Origin of the sequence: Spirillospora sp. NPDC029432 (assembly GCF_040703975.1) — a bacterium.
GTDB lineage: Bacteria > Actinomycetota > Actinomycetes > Streptosporangiales > Streptosporangiaceae > Spirillospora.
Window position 1 is genome coordinate 1 of sequence record NZ_JBEZWH010000089.1, and the last position, 13915, is coordinate 13915.

Below are 13915 nucleotides of genomic sequence, written 5' to 3' on the forward strand. Positions count from 1 at the left end.
TCCAGATCTCCACCGCGTTCGCCGCTCTCGGCTTCGGTGCCGGGCCGCAGGACGCCGACTGGGGCGTGATGCTGCGGCAGAACCTTCCCGGCGCCCCGGGAGCCGCGCCCGTCCCGGGAGGAGCTGTTCCGGGCGGCCCGTACGGGGACGCCCGAGGAGGCCCGGCGGGCGCTGACGCTGCTCGCCGAGGAGCACGACGAGGCGGCGGGCGGCGTCCCCGGGTTCGGCGGGCTGCTGGCCGACCTGATCGGCGGCGCCGCCCCGCGGGTCCGCCTGCACGCCCACCGGATCGCCCGCCGGGTGCTGGACCGGCCCGCCTACCTGGAGCAGACGGTGCGGCTGCTGGACGACCCGCGGCCCGACGTCGTCCGCTCGGCGGTCCGGACGCTGGCCCACGGTGGCTGGACACCGGCGGTCCCGGACCTGGTCGGGCTGCTCGCCGACGGCCGGCCGGCGGTGCGCCGGGCCGCCGCGGACGGCCTGGTGCTGCTCGGCGACGCGGCGCTGCCCGCCCTGCGGCACGCGGCCGGGCGGGCGCGCCCGGACCGGAGGCGTCTTTACGCGTCCTTGACGGACAGGATCGCCGCCGCCCCTTGAAAGCGCCGCCGAAGGACTGTACAACTGTATTGGAAGCTGAACACTTGTATTGGAGGCACGGCGTTGGCGGGGGACGAGGATCTGACGGCGAGGGCGCGCATCAGGGACGCCGCGCTCGAGCAGTTCGCCGCCCACGGCGTCAAGGGGACGACCATCCGCGGCGTCGCCGAGGCCGCCGGGGTGTCGCCCGGTCTCGTCCAGCACCACTTCGGGTCCAAGGCCGGGCTGCGCGCGGCCTGCGACGAGTACGCCATCGAGGCCCTCGTGACCAACAAGAAGAAGGCGCTCGCCGGCGGGATGGGCGACCCGGGGTTCCTCGCGCTGGCGATGCGGACCGGGATCCCCGTCCAGCGCTACCTCGCCCGCGCCCTGGTCGACGGGTCGCCGGGAGCGGCCCGGTTCTTCGACGAGGCGGTCGCCTTCAGCGAGGAGATCCTCGCCGAGCCCGGTTCCATCCTGAACCGGCCGACCACCTCCGACCTGCGCGCCTACGCCGCCGTCCTGACCACGATGTCGTTCGGCGTGCTGGTGCTGCACGAGCACCTGCACCGCAGCCTCGGGGCCGATCCGCTGACGATGGAGGGCTACCCCCGGCTGGGCCGGGCGATGTTCGACATCCTCACCGACGACCTGCTCCCGGCGGAGCTGGTCGAGCAGGCCAGGGCCGCGATGGACCGGCTGCCCGGCGACGAGGGAGAACCAGACTCGTGATGGGCAGGCGCATCTCCACCTCGCACGCCGCGGCCCGCAAGGCCGACCCGGACCCGCCGGCACCGCCGCGCCCCCGGTTCCCATCAGGTACGCGGCACGGCCGGCCGGACCCCCAGCCCTAGCGGGCGGTCATGGGGGCGGCGGCCGCATGCCCGCCGGTCCGCTCCCCCCCGAGACAAGAGGTCCACCAACCATGACCGCACCGACATCCGACACGCCCATCTCCGTATCCGGCCTGGTCAAGACGTTCGGCCGCACCCGCGCCCTGGACGGGCTCGACCTGACCGTCCGCGCCGGGGAGGTGCACGGCTTCCTCGGCCCGAACGGCGCCGGCAAGTCCACCACCATCCGCGTCCTGCTGGGCCTGCTGCGCGCCGACGCCGGCACCGCCCGGCTGCTGGGCGGCGACCCCTGGAAGGACGCCACCGCGCTGCACCGGCGGCTGGCGTACGTGCCCGGCGACGTCACCCTGTGGCCCAACCTGTCCGGCGGCGAGGTCATCGACCTGCTCGGCCGGATGCGCGGCGGGCTGGACCCGCGCCGCAAGGCCGACCTGCTGGAGCGCTTCGAGCTCGACCCGAAGAAGAAGGGCCGCGCGTACTCCAAGGGCAACCGGCAGAAGGTCGGCCTGGTCGCCGCGCTGGCCTCCGACGCCGAGCTGCTCATCCTGGACGAGCCCACCTCCGGCCTGGACCCCCTCATGGAGGAGGTCTTCCAGGACTGCATCCGGCAGGAGCGGCAGGACGGGCGCACCGTGCTGCTGTCCAGCCACATCCTGTCCGAGGTCGAGGCGCTCTGCGACCGCATGACGATCATCCGCAACGGCGTCGCGGTCGAGACCGGGACGCTCGCCGACCTGCGGCACCTGACCCGCACCTCGATCGACGCCGAGCTGGCCGCCCCGCCCAACGGGCTGTCGGCGCTGCCCGGCGTGCACGACATGCGGGTCGACGGCAACCGGGTGCGCTGCGAGGTCGACACCAGCAGGCTCGACGAGGTGCTGCGGCAGCTGGTCTCGACCGGCGTGCGCAGCCTGTCCAGCCGCCCGCCGACGCTGGAGGAGCTGTTCCTGCGCCACTACAAGGACGAGGTCCCGGCCGGCGCGGCCACCGCGGGCGAGGAGTCCGTGCGATGACCGCGCTCACCGGAACCGGCGGGCTGGCCCGCCTGATCCTGCGGCGCGACCGGTTCCTGATGCCGGTCTGGGCGCTGTTCCTCGGCCTGATGCCGCTCAACTTCGTGGCCGCGACCGAGGAGCTCTACCCCACGGCCGCCGCCCAGGAGAACTACGCCCGCACCACCGGGGAGTCCCCGACGTTCCTGGCGCTGTACGGGCCGATGCACGACACCTCGATCGCCGCGATCGTCGCCCAGCGCTCCGGGTTCATCCCGGTGATGGTCGCGCTGTTCTGCGCGCTGACGGTCATCCGGCACACCCGCACCGAGGAGGAGGCCGGGCGCCGCGAGCTGCTCGGCGCCACCGTGATCGGCCGCGGCGCGGGCCTGGCCGCCGCGCTGCTGGTGACCGGCGGGGCCGCGCTCGCGATCGGGATCGTCCTGGCCGGCGGCATGACCGCGATGGGCATGCCCGCCGCCGGATCGATCGCGTTCGGGCTCCAGCTGGCCCTGGCCGGCTGGGTGTTCACGGCCGTCGCCGGCGTCGCGGCGCAGCTCACCGAGGGCGCCGGCGCGGCGCGCGGCATCGCGCTCACCGCGCTGGGCGGCGCGTTCGTGGTGCGGATGGCCGCCGACGCCGGCGGCGAGGGCAACGGGCTGTCCTGGCTGTCGTGGCTGTCCCCGCTCGGCTGGGGCACCCGCCTCCAGGCGTACGGCGGCGAGCAGTGGTGGGTCCTGGCCGTCCCCGCGGCGGCCGTCGCCCTGCTCGTGGCGGCCGCCGCGTACCTGACCGCGCGCCGCGACGTCGGCGCCGGGATCCTGCCGCCGAGCCTGGGCCCGGCGGACGCCGCGCCGTCGCTGAGCGGGCCGTTCGGCCTGGCCTGGCGGCTGCACTCGCGCGGCCTGTACGGCTGGCTCGCCGGCTTCGCCGCGCTGGGCGTGGTGTGGGGCGGCGTCGCCGGCACCGTCCAGGACATGGTCGCCGACAACCCCGACCTGGAGGAGATCTTCAGCCGGCTCGGCGGCGGGACGGGCGGCATCGTGGACGTCTACTTCGGCACCGTCATGGGCATGATGGGCGTGATCGCGGCCGGGTACGCGGTGTCGGCGACGCTGCGGATGCGCGCCGAGGAGACGGCGCAGCGCGCCGAGCCCATCCTGGCGACGGCCGTCGGCCGGGTCCGCTGGGCGGCCTCCCACCTGGTGTTCGCGCTGCTGGGCACGGCGGCCGTGCAGGCGGTCGGCGGCCTGGCCACCGGGCTGACGCACGGGCTGGACACCGGTGACGTGGGCGGCCAGCTGCCCCGGGTGACGGCGGCGGCGCTCGCGCAGCTGCCGGCGGTGTGGCTGATCGCGGCGGTCACGCTGGCGCTCGCCGGGCTGGTCCCGCGGTTCAGCGCGGCCGGCGGCTGGGGCGCGCTCGCGGTGGCGGCGGTCCTGACGCTGTTCGGCGCCGCGTTCCAGGCCGACCAGTGGCTGCTGGACGTCTCGCCGTTCACCCACATCCCGAAGCTGCCCGCCCAGGACGCGGAGCTCGCGCCGTTCGCCTGGCTGACGGCGCTGGTCCTGGTCCTCGGCGCCGCCGGGCTGGCCGGCCTGCGCCGCCGGGACATGGCCACGGGCTGACCCGCGGCCGGAGGGGTCGCGGGTCAGCGCGGAGGGGCCGGGCGGTGGCGCCGCCCGGCCCCTCCGGCGTGCCGGGACGGCTCAGACGCCGCGCCACCTGGGGGCGCGCTTCTCCGCGAACGCCCGCAGGCCCTCGGCCGTGTCCGCGGACCGCATCGCGGGGGTCGCGATCGCCGCCTGCTCCCGCCACGCCTGCTCCTCCGTCCAGTCGGCGGAACGGCGCATGATCCGCGCCGACGCGGCGACCGCGAGCGGGCCGTTCCGGCCGATCCGGGCGGCCAGGTCGAGGGCCCCGGCGGCGGCGGTGCCGGGCGGCACCAGGTGGTTGACCACGCCCCACTGGTGGAAGTAGGACGCCGGGCGCGGCTCCGCGGTCAGCGCCAGCTCCATGGCCAGGTGGTAGGGCATGCGGTGCGGCAGCCGGAACAGCCCGCCGCCGATCGCGACCAGGTTGTGCCGGACCTCGGGCAGGCCCATCCGGGCGTCCTCGGCGGCCACGACAAGGTCGCAGGCCAGGGCGAGCTCGAAGCCGCCCGCGACGGCGTGGCCCTCGACGGCGGCGATCAGCGGCTTGCCCGGCGGCCGCGCGAACACGCCGAAGCCGCCGCGGCGCCGGGTGGCGGGCCGCTCGCCGCGGGCGGCGGCCTTGAGGTCGGCGCCCGCGCTGAACGTGCCGTTCGCGCCGGTGACGACCCCGGCGCGCAGTTCGGCGTCACCGTCCAGGAGGTCCATCGCGCTCTCCATCTGCGCGGCGGTCTCCCGGTCGAAGGCGTTGCGCGCGCCCGGCCGGTCGACGGTGATGAGGAGCGTGTGGCCGTGCCGTTCGGTACGGATGTGCGTGTCCATGCGGATTCCTTCGGGCTTCAGGGTGTCTCAGAGGGGCTCGGGGGTCTCGGGGGGTCTCAGAGGGTCATCGAGAAGCCGCCGTTGACGGGGACCGTCTGGCCGGTGATCCAGCTCGCGGCGTCGGAGGCGAGGAAGAGGATCATGTTGGCGGCGTCCTCGGGCTCGCCGAAGCGCCGCACGGGGTAGCCGGCCAGCGCCTTCCTCGCGAACTCCTCGTTCTCGGTGAGCCGCTGGATGGCCGGGGTGCGGGTCGCGCCGAGCGCGACGCTGTTGGCGGTGACGCCGTGCCGGCCGCCGAGCCGCGCGACGGCGCGGGTGAAGCCGGCCGCGCCCGCCTTGGCGCCGGAGTAGATCTCCAGGCCGCGCGCCTCGCCGACCCGGCCGGCGTCGGAGATGACGGTGACGATCCGCCCGTACGCCTCGGGGACCATCTGGGCGAGCGCGCCGCGGGTGCAGTTGAGGACGCCGTTGAGGTTGACGTGGATCCAGGGCTCCCAGTCCTCGGGGGTCTGCTCCCAGAACGGCCGGGGCCGCCCCTTGGGGCGCGGGGCGGCGCCGCGGTTGCCGGCGTTGTTGACCAGGATGCCGACCGGGCCGAGCTCGGAGCGGACCTTGCCGAACATGGCGGTGACGGCGTCGAAGTCGCCGACGTCGGCGGGCGCCGCGACGGCCGGGACGCCGGTGGCGGCGATCTCCTCGGCGACGGCGGCGGCCCGGCCGGCGACGAAGTCGTTGACCGCGACGCCGCCGGCGCCGTGCGCGGCCAGGTGCAGCGCGGTCCGCCGGCCGACGCCCCGGCCGGCGCCGGTGACCAGGGCGATCCGGCCGCCGAGGTCGCAGATGTCGGTGTTCACGTGGGGGTCCTCTCGTCAGATGGGGCGGTCGTGGCCGCGCCAGTACGGTTCGCGGAGCCGGCGTTTCTCGATCTTCCCCATCGGGTTGACCGGGAGCGCGTCGACGAACTCGATCCGGCGCGGGCACTTGTAGCGGGCCAGCCGCCCGGCGCAGAACGCGATCAGCTCGGCGGCCTCGGCCGTGGCGCCGGGCTGCCGCTCGACCACGGCGATCGGGTGCTCCCCGGCGTCGGGGTCGGGCACGCCGATCACGGCGGCGAGCGCGACCGCCGGGTGCCGGGCCAGCACGGCCTCGACCTCGGCCGGGTAGACGTTGGCGCCACCGGTGATGATCATGTCGGTGCGGCGGTCGGAGATGAACAGGTAGCCGTCGGCGTCCAGCCGCCCGATGTCGCCGGTGCGGTAGAACCCGGCGGCATCGAGCCGGTCGGGGCCGAGCGGGCCGCGCCCGATGTAGCCGGAGATCACCACGGGGGTGCGGACCGCGATCTCGCCGGTCTCGCCGGGCGGCAGCGGGGCGCCCGCGGCGTCCAGGATCCGGATCTCGACGTGCCGGAACGGGCGGCCGGAGGTGCCCGGCCGGCGGCGGTGGTCGGCGGGCCGGCAGCCGGCGATCATCCCGGCCTCGGTGCAGCCGTACCCCTCGTGCAGGATCTCGCCGAAGTGCTCCAGCACCCGGTCCTTCAGCGCGCGCGGCACGGGCGCGGCGCCGGTGCCGAGGTAGCGCAGCGAGGAGACGTCGTAGCGGCGCAGCACCGGAGCGGGCAGCTTCATGATCCGCTGGAGCATCGTCGGGACGGACGACCAGTGCGTGATCGCGCGCCGTTCGATGAGCGCCAGCGCGGCCTCGGCGTCGAAGCGCCGCAGGAAGTGCACCGTGCCGCCGGTGCGCAGCGACGTCCGCACGGAGGCGGGGCCCGCGCCGTGGTGCATCGGCAGCGTGACCATCGTGCGGTTGCCGGGCCCGCCGGTGGCGCCGTCGAAGCCTACGGAGGTCAGGTACTCGCGCAGCACCCGCGGGTCGGGCCGGGAGTTCCAGCCGCCCAGCGGCGCGCCCTTGGGCGCGCCGGTCGTCCCGGACGAGTAGACGATGAGCGGCGCGAGGTGCCCTTCCGGCCACTCCCCCGGCGCCGCGTCCGCGAGCAGGGCGTCCAGCCGCTCGGCGCCGGGCGCGGCCGGGGCGTCCACGCTGATCGCGGCGCGCAGGCCGAGGCCGTCCCAGGCGTCCAGCAGCGGGGCCGGGTCGGCGTCGTCGACGACGGCGGCGTGCACCTCGCAGTCGCGCAGGATGTGCGCGGTCTCGGGAGGGGCCAGCCGGTAGTTGAGCGCGACCTGGACCGCGCCGAGCTTGCCGAGGGCGAGGCCGACCACCAGCCATTCCAGGCGGTTGCGCATCCGCACCGCGACCCGGTCGCCTCGGCCCACGCCGCGCGCGTGCAGCGCCGTGGCCAGCCGGGCGGCCTGCTCGTGCCACCGCCCGTGCGTCAGGACGCGGTCGCCCTCGTACGCGCAGGGCTCGTCCGGCCGGTTCACCGGGCCTCCGCCGGCAGGAACATCGCCTGCGGCTCCAGGTACTCCGCCAGCGCCTCGGGGCCGCCCTCGCGGCCGACGCCCGACTCCTTGAACCCGCCGAACGGCGCGTCGGCGTCCAGCCGGAACGCGCCGTTGACGTAGACGGAGCCGGCCCGGATCCGGGCGCCGACCAGCGCGGCCCGCTCCGGGTCGGCGCTCCAGACCGAGCCCGACAGGCCGTACTCGGTGTCGTTGGCGATCGCGACCGCGTCCTCCTCGCCGTCGTAGGGGATCACGGTCAGCACCGGCCCGAAGATCTCCTCCCGGGCGATCCGCATGCCGTTGGACACCCCGGCGAACACGGTGGGCTCCACGTACCAGCCGCGGTCCAGGCCCGCCGGGCGGCCGCCGCCGTGGACGAGCACCGCGCCCTCCTCGACGCCGGCCGCCGCGTACCCGAGGACGCGGTCCCGGTGCGCCCGGGTGATCATGGGGCCGAGGAGCGTGCGGTGGTCGGCGGGGTCGCCGGGCCGGACCGCCGCGGCCGCCGCGCGGATCGCCTCGACGAGTTCCTCCTCGCGGGACCTCGGCACCAGGACGCGGCCCTGCACGACGCAGGCCTCGCCGTTGTTGTTGATCAGGCCCATCCCGACCGCGCCGGCCGCGACCCGCCCGGCGGGGGCGTCGTCCAGCACGATCGAGGCCGCGTTGCCGCCGAGTTCGAGCGAGTAGCGGGCCATCCGCCGCGCGCACGTGGCGGCGATCCGCTTCCCGGCGGCGGTGCTGCCGGTGAAGGCGACCTTGTCGACCCGGGGGTCGGCGACGAGCGCGGCGCCGCTCTCGCGGCCGGCGGGCACCACGTTCAGCACGCCCGGCGGCAGCCCCGCCTCGTGCGCGGACTCGGCCAGCAGGCAGGCGCTCAGCGGGGTCTCCGGGGACGGCTTGAGCACGACCGTGCACCCGGCCGCCAGCGCCGGGCCGAGCTTGGCGCAGGCGCCCAGCAGCGGGATGTTCCACGGGACGATCGCCGCGACCACCCCGGTGGCGAGCCGGCGCAGCCGGAACGGGAACCGCGCGCCGGGCCGCTCCTCCTGGAACGGCGTCGCCCGGACGAGCCGCGCGTTGTGGGTGAGCGTCGCGATGGCCGCGTGCGTGTGCGCGAGCCGCACGACGGTGACCGGCAGGCCGGTCTCCATGACGATCGTGCCGGCCAGCCGGTCCGCCCGCGCGGTGAGCGCGGCGGCCAGCGCCTCGATCATGTCCGCGCGCTCGGCCGGGTCGAGCCGGGGCCAGGGCCCGCGGTCGAACGCCGCGCGGGCCGCCGCGACGGCCCGTTCCATGTCGGCCGGCGCGCCGTCGGGCACCGATCCGATCGTCTCCTCGGTGGCGGGGTTCTCCACCGCGATGCGGGCGGAACGGGCCGGAGTGACCCATTCGCCGCCGATGTACAGGTCGTCCCACGCGAGCACGGCGCCTTCTCCTTCGGGAAGCGTGGCCGGGGCGCCCCGAACATACAAGTTGGCCAGCCGACTAGTAAATACTTGTTAGTCGGCCAACAAGGTGGAAGCATCGGGGCCATGTCGACGACCCTCCACGGCGCCCCGTTCGGCACGGGGCCGTCCGGCGAACCCGTCCTACACGGGCGCCGCTGCCTCACCTGCGGGCACGCGTCCTTCCCGCGCCAGCCGTACGGCTGCGAGGCGTGCGGCGCCGCCGGCCCCGGCGACCCCCTCGACCTGCCCGCCGCCGGCACGGTACGGGCCGCCGCGACCGTCCACCGGCACCCCGACCCCCGCGTGGCGGTGCCGTTCACGCTCGTCTCGGTCCGGCTCGACGGCGGCCCCCTCGTCCGCGGCGTGCACGCCGGAACGGCCGCCGCCGGCGACCGGGTGCGCGCCCGCCTGGAGGGCGAGGGCGACCGGACGGCCCTGCGCTTCGAGAGCGAGCGCCGATGACCGCGTCGCCGATGACCGCGTCCCCGAAGACCCTCGCCGACCTGCGCCCCGTGTACGTGGCCGGCATCGGGCTGCACCCGTACCAGCGCCCGTCCGACACCCCGTACGTGCGGCTCGGGCTCACCGCCGTGCGCGCCGCGCTGTCCGACGCCGGGCTGCGCTGGACCGACGTGGAGAGCGCCTGGACCGGCACCACGAGCCTGGGCATGGCGGTCTCCCGCGGCATGCTCCGCCACCTCGGCGCGACCGGCATCCGGATGACGCAGGTGGAGAACGCCTCGGCGTCCGGCTCCTCGGCGTTCCGGCAGGCGTGCCTGAAGGTCGCCTGCGGGCTGGCCGAGGTGTCGCTGGCCCTCGGCGTCGACAAGCCGCTGCGCGGCGGCCCGGCCCGGACCGGCGTCCCCGACCTCGTCGGCCGCCACGGCATCCCCGCCGCGCACTTCGCGCTGCTGGCCGACGCGTACGCGCGCGAGCACGGCGCCACCCGCGAGCAGGTCGCCGCCGTGGCGGTCAAGAACCACCGCAACGGCGCCCGCAACCCGTTCGCCCAGCGCCGCAGGGAGCGCTCGCTCCGGGAGGTCCTGGACGAGCCGCCCATCGCCGGGACGCTCACCCGCCTCCAGTGCTGCCCCATCGGCGAGGGCGCCGCCGCCGCGCTCGTCGTCTCCGGCGACGCCGTCGAGCGGCTCGGCCTGGACGCCTCACGCTGCGTGCGCGTCGCCGCCTCCGTCCAGCGCAGCGAGCGCCTGGACGACACCGACGCCGAACTCACCCGGGTCACCGCCGCCGAGGCGCTCGACCAGGCGGGGATCGCGCCCGCCGGCCTCGACGTGGTCGAGCTGCACGACGCGTTCGCGATCGAGGAGCTGGAGTACGCCGAGGCCCTGGGCCTGTGCGGCAAGGGTGAGGCGGCCGCGCTCGCCGCGGCCGGGGCGTTCGACATCGGCGGCCGGTGCGCCGTCAGCCCGTCCGGCGGCCTGCTGGCGATGGGCCACCCCATCGGCCCCACCGGCGTCGGCCAGATCGCCGAGATCACCCGGCAGCTGCGCGGCGAGGCCGGCGACCGGCAGCACCCCGGCGCGGCCGCCGGGCTGGCGCACATGGTCGGCCTCGGCGCGGTCTGCGCGGTCCATGTGCTGCGGCGGCCGGTCTAAGCTCGTCCCATGTCAGAGGCGCCGACCCCAGGGCGGCCGGCCGGGGCGCGGCGCACCCAGGCCGACCGGACCGCGCAGGCCCGCCGGCGGCTGCTGCGCGCCGCGATCCGGCTGCTGGCCGAGCGCGGCTACACCGGCACCACCCTCGGTGAGATCGGCCGCGAGGCCGGGCTGAGCCGCGGCCTGGTCACCCACCACTTCGGCTCCAAGGACGCCTGCCTCGCCGCCGCGATCGAGGAGATCCGCAAGGCCGCCGCCCGCAGCATGGCCGCCGGCGGCGAGGACCTGCGCGGGCTGGCCGCCCTCGACCACTTCATCGCCGCCTACATCGGCTCGCTGCGCGACGGCGACGAGTACATGCGGGCCATGTACGTGGCGATGGCCGACTCGGTCAGCTCGGCGCCCGGCCTGCGGGACGCGGTCGCCCGCGCCAACGAGCTGCTGCGCACGGCGATCCGCACCTGGCTGGAGCAGGCCGCCGCGGACGGCGAGGTCCCGGCCGGCACCGACCACGCCGCCAACGCCGTGCTGATCGAGGGCCTGATCCGCGGCGTCTGCCTGCAATGGCTGGTGGATCCCGGCCGGGTCGATCTGGACGCCGCCGTCGCCACCGCCCGGCACCTGGTCCGCGCGGGGCTCACCGTCCCCGCCGCACGGCCCGCGGGACGCGCCTAGCCCGGCCGGCCGGCCGCTCGGCGGCCGGTCACTCGCCGCGGACGCGGCGGATCTCCTCGGGGTCCGCCTTCACGCCCGCGACCGGATCGCCCTCCCGCGTCCCGTCGCCGCCGTCCTCGGAGTCGTACCCCTCGGCGGCGCTGCCGGTGCCGCGGATGATCCGCTCGCGCGGCAGGCTCTCGTGGCCCGAGCTGGCGCCCGGACCGCGGTCGGCCGGATCGGCGTCCCTCTTCTCCGTGCCCTCCGGCTTCCTGGCCTCGCTCATCGTGTCCTCCTTCTCGGGTTCCCGGCCGCCTCAGGACCCGCCGGAGCGGTAGACGGCCCGGTCATTGGGGACGCAGTGCGTCATCTGCAGGTCGGTCACGTCGCGGCGGCCGTTCCTGCCGAGGTTGGCCAGCCGCTTGCGGTCCTCCTCCGTGAGGTCCTGGCTCGCCAGCGGCTTCAGGTGGGCGACGTCCTCGGGACCGATCCCGAGGCCCTCCCCCACCCGCAGGCCCAGGTCGTCCTCGACCAGCAGGAAGTGCCACACCATCCGCTCCTGGATGGGGCGGTCGCACTGCGACAGCAGGTCGGTGAAGTTCTTCACCAGGTCGTCGCGCTCCCAGTCCTGCATGAGGCAGTACCGCTGGCCCGCCTGGACGTAGTCGTTGGTGCGCGGGATCCGCTTGCGGGTGACCCTCCCCCGGATCTCCGGGCCCTCCTCGTCGTGCGTCGGGTACTGCCCCTCGCGGAGCCCGCCGGTGATGGACGGCTCGTAGTTGACGTGCGGGTTGTCGCCGCACTCGTCGACCTGGTACGCCATCAGCCCGTCCCGCTGGTTCGTGCGGACCGGCGCGTTCTTGGCCTGGTTGACCGGCAGCTGCAGGTAGTTGGGCCCCACCCGGTAGCGCTGGGTGTCGCTGTAGGAGAACGTCCGCCCCACCAGCATCTTGTCGTCGGAGAAGTCGAGCCCGTCGACCAGCACGCCGGTGCCGAACGAGATCTGCTCGTTCTCCGTGAACGCGTTGGACACGTTGCGGTCGAGCACCATCCGGCCGACGGGGCGGGCCGGGAACTCGTTCTCCGGCCAGGTCTTGGTGTCGTCGAGCGGGTCGAAGTCCAGCTCCGGGTGCTCCTCGTCGCTCATCATCTGCACGAGCAGCTCCCACTCCGGGTAGTCGCCGCGCTCGATGGCCTCGTACAGGTCCTTGGTGGCGTGCCCGAGGTCTCCCGCCTGGACGGCCGCGGCGTCCTCCGCGGTCATGCTCCTCACGCCCGCCTTGGGCATCCAGTGGTACTTGACCAGCACCGTGTCGCCCCGCTGGTTCACCCACTTGTACGTGTTGACGCCGAAGCCCTGCTGGTGCCGGTAGTCGGCGGGGATGCCGCGCGGGCTGAACAGGTTGACGAGCATGTGCATGGACTCGGGCGTCTGCGACATGAAGTCGAAGATGCGGTTGGGCTCCTGCCGGAACGTCACCGGGTCGGGCTTGAGGGCGTGGATGACGTCCGGGAACTTGATGGCGTCCCGGATGAAGAAGACGGCCAGGTTGTTGCCGACCAGGTCCCAGTTGCCGTCCTCGGTGTAGAACTTGACCGCGAAGCCGCGCGGGTCGCGGGCCGCCTCGGAGGAGTCCCGGCCGCCGATCACCGTGGAGAAGCGGATCGCGAGCGGGGTGCGCTTGCCGCGCTCCTGGAACAGCTTCGCCCGGGTGTAGGTGGAGATCGGCTCGTCGCCCCAGGAGCCGTACGCCTCAAAGTAGCCGAACGCCACCGCGCCCCGCGCGTGCACGACGCGCTCCGGGATCCGCTCCCTGTCGAAGTGGGAGATCTTCTCGAGGAACTGGTAGTTCTCCAGCGTCGCCGGCCCGCGCGCGCCGACGGTGCGCTGGTTCTGGTTGTCGTAGACGGGATGTCCCTGCCGGTTGGTCAGCACGGCCCGCTCGTCCCCGGGCTCGGGTCCCTTGCTCGAGACGTCCGTCATGACGGTCTCCTCTCACGGCGATGGCTCTCGAACGCGGGCCCTACCCTTTTAGGGCCATCCTCAAAGGCTCGTTCCGGCCAGGCCGAGTCAAGAATCCCTCAGCTTCCGGACCGGGCGTCGCGGATCATGTCCCGGACGCGGTCGGCGATGGCCACCGCCGGCCCGGCGAGCATGTTCTTCGCCGCGCTCTCGGTACCGGGGTGCGGGCGGGTGGGCGCGGTCGCCTCGGCGGCCTTCACGGCGGTGGCCATGGCGCGGCGCTGCGACTCGTCGAACTCGTCGCCGAGCCGCTCGAACTCGTACCGCTCCTCGGCGCGGGCGTGCGTGAGGACGTCCACGCGGAGCCGGTCGAGCTTCTCGGTGAACGCGGGGTCGGCGGTGTCCATCCCGTCCAGCTCGGCCAGCAGCTCCTTGGCCTCGCGCTCCTCGGCCAGCCGGTCGGCCACGATCCCCTCCCCGCCGGGAAGCCGGCGCCGCGCGACCGGGTGGACGATCTCCTCCTCGGCGGTCTCGTGCACGGCCAGCAGCCGCACCAGGTCCCGGAACGCCTCCTCGCGCGCCCGGCCGCTGGAGGACAGCACGAGGTCGAACAGGTCGCGGATCCGGCTGTGCTGCTCGCGCAGCAGGCCGATGACGTCGCCGGTGTCGGGCACCTGCGCCGGTGTGGTCGTCATGGAGAAGTCCCTCTCGTCGGTACGCCCCCTGCGTACGGCGCAGCCCACGTACCCGGGGACCGCCGCGCTATGCCGCGGGCCGGCCCCGGACGGGCAAAGGCGCGACGAAAATCCGGTGCGGGATGTGAGGGACGCCGCCCGCCGGGTAGGGCGTGCCGCGCACACAATTCGTGCCGCACACCAGTCGTGCCGCACACCACTCGGCGACGCGGGCCCGGGCGCGAGCCGGCCC

14 protein-coding genes are annotated in these 13915 nt (G+C 75.2%); 7 read left to right on the forward strand and 7 right to left on the reverse strand.

The genetic code is table 11. The features are described from left to right. The first annotated feature begins 300 nt into the window (after positions 1-300). The 4 genes from AB0881_RS37815 (at position 301) to AB0881_RS37830 (ending at position 4050) form a co-directional block, all read left to right on the forward strand. Positions 301-597: a HEAT repeat domain-containing protein gene (locus AB0881_RS37815; RefSeq protein ID WP_366625149.1), complete on the forward strand. Its 297-nt coding sequence runs from the start codon at positions 301-303 to the stop codon at positions 595-597. A gap of 63 nt (positions 598-660) precedes the next feature. Continuing rightward, entirely contained in the window at positions 661-1308 is a 648-nt protein-coding gene (locus AB0881_RS37820; RefSeq protein ID WP_366625150.1) for a TetR family transcriptional regulator, read from the forward strand. Between the two features lie 193 nt (positions 1309-1501). Continuing rightward, positions 1502-2443 carry an ABC transporter ATP-binding protein gene (locus AB0881_RS37825; RefSeq protein WP_366625152.1) on the forward strand — a complete coding sequence of 314 codons (942 nt, stop codon included), beginning with the start codon at positions 1502-1504 and terminating at the stop codon, positions 2441-2443. Further along, positions 2440-4050, forward strand: coding sequence for an ABC transporter permease (locus AB0881_RS37830; protein WP_366625154.1), 1611 nt, complete (start codon positions 2440-2442; stop codon positions 4048-4050). Before AB0881_RS37825 ends, AB0881_RS37830 begins: the two co-directional genes overlap by 4 nt. 81 nt (positions 4051-4131) lie before the next feature. Here AB0881_RS37830 and AB0881_RS37835 read toward each other — a convergent pair whose 3' ends face one another. Genes AB0881_RS37835 through AB0881_RS37850 form a run of 4 tightly spaced genes read right to left on the reverse strand, consistent with a single transcriptional unit; the run spans position 4132 to position 8731 of the window. Beyond that, positions 4132-4896, reverse strand: a complete 765-nt coding sequence (locus AB0881_RS37835; RefSeq protein WP_366625155.1) for a crotonase/enoyl-CoA hydratase family protein — start codon at positions 4894-4896, stop codon at positions 4132-4134. A gap of 56 nt (positions 4897-4952) precedes the next feature. Next, positions 4953-5750 carry an SDR family oxidoreductase gene (locus AB0881_RS37840; RefSeq protein ID WP_366625157.1) on the reverse strand — a complete coding sequence of 266 codons (798 nt, stop codon included), beginning with the start codon at positions 5748-5750 and terminating at the stop codon, positions 4953-4955. Between the two features lie 15 nt (positions 5751-5765). Then, on the reverse strand, positions 5766-7283 hold the full coding sequence (locus tag AB0881_RS37845; RefSeq protein ID WP_366625159.1) for an AMP-binding protein: 1518 nt from the start codon (positions 7281-7283) through the stop codon (positions 5766-5768). Then, positions 7280-8731: an aldehyde dehydrogenase gene (locus tag AB0881_RS37850; protein WP_366625161.1), complete on the reverse strand. Its 1452-nt coding sequence runs from the start codon at positions 8729-8731 to the stop codon at positions 7280-7282. Before AB0881_RS37850 ends, AB0881_RS37845 begins: the two co-directional genes overlap by 4 nt. Positions 8732-8839: 108 nt before the next feature. Between AB0881_RS37850 and AB0881_RS37855 the strand changes: the two genes are divergently transcribed. From AB0881_RS37855 to AB0881_RS37865, 3 genes are read left to right on the forward strand one after another with little or no spacing between them, the layout of a single operon-like run. After that, a complete protein-coding gene (locus AB0881_RS37855) occupies positions 8840-9217 on the forward strand; it encodes an OB-fold domain-containing protein (RefSeq protein ID WP_366625163.1) in 378 nt (125 codons plus the stop codon). Continuing rightward, positions 9214-10371: a thiolase family protein gene (locus AB0881_RS37860; protein WP_366625164.1), complete on the forward strand. Its 1158-nt coding sequence runs from the start codon at positions 9214-9216 to the stop codon at positions 10369-10371. The genes AB0881_RS37855 and AB0881_RS37860 overlap by 4 nt, the downstream gene beginning before the upstream one ends. Positions 10372-10380: 9 nt before the next feature. Continuing rightward, positions 10381-11046 (forward strand): TetR/AcrR family transcriptional regulator, encoded by a 666-nt coding sequence (locus AB0881_RS37865; RefSeq protein ID WP_366625165.1) that lies wholly within the window; start codon positions 10381-10383, stop codon positions 11044-11046. Between the two features lie 28 nt (positions 11047-11074). On the opposite strand, the gene AB0881_RS37870 is transcribed toward AB0881_RS37865, so the two are convergent. The 3 genes from AB0881_RS37870 to AB0881_RS37880 all read right to left on the reverse strand — a co-directional run bounded on the left by AB0881_RS37870 (position 11075) and on the right by AB0881_RS37880 (position 13683). Beyond that, positions 11075-11311, reverse strand: coding sequence for a hypothetical protein (locus AB0881_RS37870; protein ID WP_366625167.1), 237 nt, complete (start codon positions 11309-11311; stop codon positions 11075-11077). A gap of 30 nt (positions 11312-11341) precedes the next feature. Next, positions 11342-13009, reverse strand: a complete 1668-nt coding sequence (locus tag AB0881_RS37875; protein ID WP_366625169.1) for a catalase — start codon at positions 13007-13009, stop codon at positions 11342-11344. A 98-nt stretch (positions 13010-13107) separates the two neighbouring features. Further along, on the reverse strand, positions 13108-13683 hold the full coding sequence (locus AB0881_RS37880) for a hemerythrin domain-containing protein (RefSeq protein WP_366625171.1): 576 nt from the start codon (positions 13681-13683) through the stop codon (positions 13108-13110). Between the last annotated feature and the right edge of the window lie 232 nt (positions 13684-13915).

Coding starts and splice junctions, on each gene's coding strand:
- AB0881_RS37870 (WP_366625167.1), bottom strand. CDS start 11,311: ATGAGCGAGGCCAGGAAGCCGGAGGGCACGGAGAAGAGGGACGCCGAT.
- AB0881_RS37825 (WP_366625152.1), top strand. CDS start 1,502: ATGACCGCACCGACATCCGACACGCCCATCTCCGTATCCGGCCTGGTC.
- AB0881_RS37835 (WP_366625155.1), bottom strand. CDS start 4,896: ATGGACACGCACATCCGTACCGAACGGCACGGCCACACGCTCCTCATC.
- AB0881_RS37830 (WP_366625154.1), top strand. CDS start 2,440: ATGACCGCGCTCACCGGAACCGGCGGGCTGGCCCGCCTGATCCTGCGG.
- AB0881_RS37880 (WP_366625171.1), bottom strand. CDS start 13,683: ATGACGACCACACCGGCGCAGGTGCCCGACACCGGCGACGTCATCGGC.
- AB0881_RS37860 (WP_366625164.1), top strand. CDS start 9,214: ATGACCGCGTCGCCGATGACCGCGTCCCCGAAGACCCTCGCCGACCTG.
- AB0881_RS37865 (WP_366625165.1), top strand. CDS start 10,381: ATGTCAGAGGCGCCGACCCCAGGGCGGCCGGCCGGGGCGCGGCGCACC.
- AB0881_RS37875 (WP_366625169.1), bottom strand. CDS start 13,009: ATGACGGACGTCTCGAGCAAGGGACCCGAGCCCGGGGACGAGCGGGCC.
- AB0881_RS37855 (WP_366625163.1), top strand. CDS start 8,840: ATGTCGACGACCCTCCACGGCGCCCCGTTCGGCACGGGGCCGTCCGGC.